The organism is uncultured Olegusella sp. (assembly GCF_947253395.1).
Lineage (GTDB): Bacteria > Actinomycetota > Coriobacteriia > Coriobacteriales > Atopobiaceae > Olegusella.
Genome location: NZ_CAMXYY010000154.1, coordinates 1 through 2,945 on the forward strand (window position 1 = coordinate 1; position 2,945 = coordinate 2,945).

Below are 2,945 nucleotides of genomic sequence, written 5' to 3' on the forward strand. Positions count from 1 at the left end.
GGGTAAGAAAAAATCGTTGCGACTTGAGGTTGCAACAGGTAGGTATGGTAGCAAGGTGGCAGATCCCTGTTGGGGGATGAGCAAATCGTTGCAACCTGAGGTTGCAACACAAGCAATCTACCTGCATATTCTTGAAAACTCCCAGGTAGATGGGGTAAGAAAAAATCGTTGCAACCTGAGGTTGCAACGATTGGGATGGTTTTGCTTACAGATTTGTACGCCAAAATTACAAGAAATCGACTAGCATATTATAGTTAGTCTTATCTAACTATAAGGAGTTTAGTATGAATCAAAAGACTTGGGATCGGTTTGCACCGATTTATAACTTGGCATTGAGGTCTGAAAAACATCTTTTCGAGACAATATATACGCGCATTGCTCAACTGGTTGAGAACAAAGATGTATTAGAAATCGCCTGTGGTCCAGGACAGCTCGCAAAGCACATTGCACCATCAGCCCACAAGGTTGTAGCAACAGATTATTCTTCAGGCATGATTCATGAAGCACAAAAAGGTACGATACCTGCAAATCTCAGTTTTATGGTTGCAAACGCCGTGGATCTGCCATTTGAAGATAATACGTTTGATGTTGTTGTTATAGCAAATGCACTGCATATAATCCCTGCCCCCGAGAGGGTACTTGCGGAAATAGATCGTGTACTCAAAACTGGCGGCTTACTTGTAGCGCCTAACTTTGTTGCGCGTGAGGGCAAGCAGAAAGCTAGGTTGTGGACACGTATTCTCGAAATTGCTGGCGTTACATTTGAGCAGCAGTGGACTGCAGCAGACTACATGACATTTCTTGCAGATAATGGCTGGCAGATACAGCACTTTACGACGCTATATGCTCGGATACCTCTTCTCTATTGCGAATGTATCTCATCAAGCTCTTCTGCGCGTATGCCCCAAAGCTAAGCTTTCAGCCTCAGTCCACTCAAAAATACTTCCTCAATATATATGAGCGATTGATCTGCTGGCAAACCTTGTTAATCAGATAAACGCTTTTGCGACGGCTGAGTCCGCAGCAGCGGAGTCACATTATGAGTCGCAACCGCAAGTGTCGAGGCATTATGTAGAAAGGCAGCAGTAGTAATGGTAATAAACTGCGCCACACCAAGTGCGATGAGCGCAGAGTTGAACATGACAATAAAGTGATACTTACGGTGGATGCGTTGCATAAGTCGCTGCGAGAGTACTCGCAACTCAACAAGAGACTCAAGGGAAGAGCCGTGCACTGAGACATCCGCTACGGCACGCGCAATATCACTTGCATCAGCAAGAGCTACCGATACATTTGCCGCCGCCAGTGCAGGTGAGTCATTAATACCATCACCAACCATTACCACGACATGGCCTTCATCGCGTAGCTGCTGTACAAAATCGCTCTTATCCTCGGGAAGTACCTGAGCATAATAGTGGTCAATACCAAGTTCTGCGGCAACCGTAGCAGCACAGTACTTGGAATCCCCTGTAAGCATCACAACATCCTTGATACCTAAGAGCCGCAACTGGCGAATAACCTCAGTTGCTTCGAGGCGCAAGGGATCAGAAACACAGATGGCACCCAGCAAACGACCAGCCATTGACACATAAATGTGAGAGCTGTCTGGCTCCTCGCAAATAATCCGTTTGAGCAAATCTTCGTTGCGTGGCACTCCTTCATCTTCGAATATAAAATGGGCTGACCCAATCAATGTGTCCTGACCATCTATCGTTGTTGAGATGCCATGCGCTATCACATAACGCACCTCAGCGTGCAGTTCTCGTTCATGATGTAGCCCGCGTAGCTTTGCTTCGCGCACAATAGCGCGTGCTACGCTGTGGGGGTAATGTTCCTCAACGCAAGCGGCATAGCGCAGCAGAGTATCTTCATCTACATCTGCGCATGTCAACACCCGCTTGACACGTGGTTCTGCCACGGTAAGCGTGCCTGTCTTATCAAAAACAATTACATCAGCAGCCGCAAGTGCTTCAAGGTATTTGCCACCCTTAACAATCACATTACGGTCAGCTGCCTCTTTCATCGCACTCATCACCGCAATAGGCGTGGAAATTTTAATTGCACAGGAGTAGTCCACCATGAGCACAGACATAGCCCGTACGAAATTGCGCGTGTATGCCAAAACACCAAAAAATGCAGCAAAGCTCCAGGGTACAAGTGCATCAGCAAGTCGTTCTGCACGACTTTGGCTTGCAGCTTTCAGCTCTGATGAGCTTTCTACCATCGAGACAAGCTGGTCAATACGCGCACGTCCTGGAGGTGCTGTTACTTGTACCTGCAGGTCACCATCCTCAAGCGCTGTGCCGGCATAAACGGTAATACCCCTATCCTTATGTACAGGACGAGACTCGCCAGTCATACTTGCCTCGTTAAGCTCACCTTCTCCTGCCACAATAAAGCCGTCAACAGGCAAGACCTGACCGCTACGAATATGCAAAATATGACCCTCGCGCACATCTGCAAGCGAGACTTCAACGTCAATACCATCTATAATTCGCCACACGGTCTCAGCACGGGTGAAAAGTCCATCTGCCAAAGCAATGCGAGCGCGTCTCTGTATATGTTCCTGCAGGATATCAGAGAGGCCAAGTAGAAAAATAACAGTGGAAGCATCAGCGAATGCACCGCGCAAAAGCGACACAGTAATTGCTGTTGCATCAAGAACCTCAACAGTCAACTCACCTTTTGCCAGTCGCCTCAGACCCTCCCAAATGCGAGGTATAGCGCGAAGCGCAATCATCGCATATCCGATGGGTCGTGGGAGAAATAGCCTGCATAGTAGGCGATGCACAACAAGATTGCCCGTTTGCAGGGCAAAATCGTTGTCCGCCACTGCCATGGACAGCTCACCCTCATCTGCCTTCCGAGGCAAACTGAGCGTATTGAGATCATCAACTGTCGCCAATACGGCATCACGAGCAGCAGGACTACCCGTAACCAATATC

The 2,945-nt window shown here is 48.0% G+C and carries 3 protein-coding genes; 2 read left to right on the top strand and 1 reads right to left on the bottom strand.

The features are described 5' to 3' along the window. Both Q0X25_RS08240 and Q0X25_RS08245 read left to right on the top strand, forming a co-directional pair. The coding region (locus Q0X25_RS08240; RefSeq protein ID WP_298581145.1) for a hypothetical protein at nucleotides 1-244 on the top strand (244 nt) is incomplete at its 5' end. 40 nt (nucleotides 245-284) lie between these two features. Next, nucleotides 285-914 (top strand): class I SAM-dependent methyltransferase, encoded by a 630-nt coding sequence (locus tag Q0X25_RS08245; RefSeq protein WP_298581148.1) that lies wholly within the window; start codon nucleotides 285-287, stop codon nucleotides 912-914. A 71-nt stretch (nucleotides 915-985) separates the two neighbouring features. On the opposite strand, the gene Q0X25_RS08250 is transcribed toward Q0X25_RS08245, so the two are convergent. Beyond that, nucleotides 986-2,945: heavy metal translocating P-type ATPase (locus Q0X25_RS08250; RefSeq protein WP_298581150.1), on the bottom strand; the 1,960-nt coding region annotated here is incomplete at its 5' end.